Origin of the sequence: Aeromonas sp. HMWF014, from assembly GCF_963878295.1 — a bacterium.
GTDB classification, from domain to species: Bacteria; Pseudomonadota; Gammaproteobacteria; order Enterobacterales; family Aeromonadaceae; genus Aeromonas; species Aeromonas popoffii.
The window spans coordinates 1,082-3,895 of record NZ_CAWNYS010000031.1 but is presented as its reverse complement, the minus strand read 5'-3'; the positions used below and the strand labels follow the sequence as shown (position 1 = coordinate 3,895).

The 2,814-nt window shown below is 57.9% G+C and carries 3 protein-coding genes and 1 pseudogene; 2 read left to right on the top strand and 2 right to left on the bottom strand.

What is annotated here, in order from left to right; all coding sequences use genetic code 11:
• Positions 1-799, bottom strand: a pseudogene (locus AAC083_RS00980) (putative selenate reductase subunit YgfK); the annotation flags it as partial.
• 402 nt (positions 800-1,201) lie between these two features.
• Positions 1,202-1,834 (bottom strand): molybdenum cofactor cytidylyltransferase, encoded by a 633-nt coding sequence (gene mocA / locus AAC083_RS00975; protein WP_084204671.1) that lies wholly within the window; start codon positions 1,832-1,834, stop codon positions 1,202-1,204.
• Here mocA and yqeC point away from each other — a divergent pair.
• Both yqeC and AAC083_RS00965 read left to right on the top strand, forming a co-directional pair.
• Positions 1,833-2,687: a selenium cofactor biosynthesis protein YqeC gene (yqeC, locus tag AAC083_RS00970; RefSeq protein ID WP_108535657.1), complete on the top strand. Its 855-nt coding sequence runs from the start codon at positions 1,833-1,835 to the stop codon at positions 2,685-2,687. The two genes, mocA and yqeC, sit on opposite strands and share 2 nt — an antisense overlap.
• 27 nt (positions 2,688-2,714) lie before the next feature.
• Positions 2,715-2,814 (top strand): XdhC family protein (locus tag AAC083_RS00965; RefSeq protein ID WP_258224577.1); only part of this gene is annotated, 100 nt, incomplete at its 3' end.

Genomic DNA, 2,814 nt, shown 5'->3' with positions numbered 1-2,814 from the left:
CCCGCCGGTAGCCAAGCAGGGTCGGGTTCAGTTTGACGAAGGTGTTGAGCCCCTTCTCCTCCAGCATGTAGCGGCAGATGGCCTCGATCTCGCCCGGCGGGCAGCCATGCATGGTAGAAAGGGTAACGCCGTGCACCATATCGGCCGGAATGCGATCCGCCAGCTGTTGCAGGCGGCTGCGGCGCTCCCCCAGTCCCAGATCGGCGATAAACTGCGGGTCGGCCACCAGCTCGCGCACCACCTGCTGATACTCGGCAAATTTCGGGCTGCTGCTTGCATCCTTCAGGCTGTGGATGAACTGCTGCATCGGCGGCTGTTTGATGCCATCGAGGTTGTACCCGACGCTCATATTGAAGATGAAGGACTTGGCCTCCCCGTCAAGGCGCGGGTCGAACACCTCCTCCAGCAGATAGAGGGCAAACCAGGCCTTCAGATACTCGTCGAACGCCTTGGGCAGGGTGAACTCGGTGGACCACTCGGTGTTGAAGCACTCGTCTTCGGCATCGATGCAGGGCTTTGCCAGTTCAAGACGGTCCAGGATCTGCACCGTCTTGAGCTCGATAAAGCGCCCGCCAGTCAACCAGGAAGTGACGATATTCTGGGCCAGCTGGGTATGGGGGCCAGCCGCCGGGCCTATGGGGGTTTCGCAGGTTTCACCGAACACAGTGATCTTGCGCGCGTCCTGCTTGCGATAGAATTGCGCGGCGGGAATACCGAAAATGCTCTGACTCTCTTTATATTCCGCGAAAATACGGGTCAGAAGGTTCTTGAACGGAACGGGTCGCATAATATCGCCCATGGTGATCTCCTTGCTGCGGCTTTGCTCATTGACTGGGTGAATAAATGGGGTTCATTCACAAGGCAACCCCTTGAAACAGACAAGAGCAACAATCAGGCCAGTGCCGGCACATTTTAATTTGTGAGCGTAAAAGCGTGAGGCACCTCGAATTAATGATGTATCGACTTGCAATACCGGCCTCGGGGATGAGAGTGGCTATCAATAACGTGAGTTAATAACATTGTAAGAGCGCCAGATGCTGAGAAAGTCTCACGTTAGCGGGATTGAATATCAGTTTGATAATCTCGTGACGCCTGCCTTTATCAGGCCATGCAGGGTGATAATGTCGGCCACCACACCGGCAAAAATGCCCTGTTAGCCCTGGCTCAGAGTTTCATAATTATGCACTCCAGACAGCCAGGCTCAGCCCGCATCGTCTGCCCGCAGCAGCGCCTGATAACGATCCGGGGTGTCCACATCCAGCAGGATGGCGTCACTGTATACCTCGACGAAGCGATGGGGATGTGCCATCAGCCAACGGCGGATGGAGCCCTGAACAGGTGCCTCGGCCAGCGCCTTGCCAAGCGATGATGGCAGCAACACCGGGTGCCCTGACTCTTCCTGATAGCGGGGGAAAAGTGTGTGGGGGCCCCGTGCCTGCCAGAGCCTCTGGTAGACATCGAGGGGAATGCAGGGCAGATCGCCGTGGGAGATGAAGAGATAGTCGCTGCTGCTGGCCGCCAGTGCCAGCCGGATGGAGCTGCCGAGCCCCTGTGCATAATCATGGTTTTCCACCAACAGGATCTCGGGTCTGTCTGCATAGCGTGCCTTCAGCTCGTCACCCCTATGCCCCACCACCAGAATAATCCGATCACAGAAAGCGAGGGCATTTTTGAGACTTTCATCAAGAATCGTGCTCTGGCGATACGGTAGCATCAGTTTCCACGCGCCCATTCGCGACGAGAGGCCGGCTGCCGTTATTATGCAGTCGCATCTCGCTCTGGAATGACAGTGCTGTTCACTGCTTGCGCCCTTATTTGAATCGGTCGTTGCCATGCCCATTACCTCACCTGTCCAGCGTGCCTTTCCTGATATTGACACGCTATTAAACCCGCTCACCGAAAATATAGATAGCCGTACTACCTTAATTAGCCTATGTGGCGCAGGCGGCAAAACCAGCACCCTGTTCTGGCTGGCGGAATATTTTTATCAGCAGGGTAAAAGGGTGTTAATTACCACCACCACCCGGATGTTTCTGCCAGCCCAGTCACACTATCGGGAATTGATCCTGGAAGCCGACCCCGTCCGCCAGCTTACCCGCTGCCAGCAAGTGCCCGATGGCCCCACCCTGGTCGCCCTGTTCAGCCATCTCGATCGGACCAGCGGCAAGGTGGCAGGCCTGACACCCGAGCAGATCGATCTGCTCAAGGGGCAGCAGCGCTTCGATCTCATCCTGGTAGAGACAGACGGCGCCCATCACAAGTTATTGAAAGTGCCCGCTTTGCACGAACCTTGCATTCCCCTGAGCAGCGACTGGGTGATCGCCCTGGTGGGTGGCGCCATGGTGGGGGCCAAGGCAGACCCGCAGCAGATCCACCGCTGGGCCGAGCTCCAGGCCCTGTGCGGGATTACAGCCGGTGAGCCGCTGGATTGGGCGCTGTTTGACCGGCTCATATCCCACCCTCAGGGGGTGTTCAAGGGCACCCCGGCCAGGGCGCGGCGGATCTGGTTTATCAATGGCGATTATCAAAATGAGGCGTCATGGCAGCCGCAGTTGATAAGGCTGCTGGCCCGTCACCCCGAGATCCACGCCATCTGGCAGGGGGCGGTGCGCGAGCCTATCGCCATTCGTCATGTGGTGCGCCAGGCCCCTCTGGATGGCGAACTGGTGGCGTCACCGCGCGCCTGACCCGTTAAGGATGAAATGAGGTACCTTATGAATCTTTTTTCACACGCAGCCCGACTGGAACAAGCCAACACCCCGTTCGCCATTGCCCAGATCATCGAGAGCCGTGGCTCCACCCCCCGCCATCAGG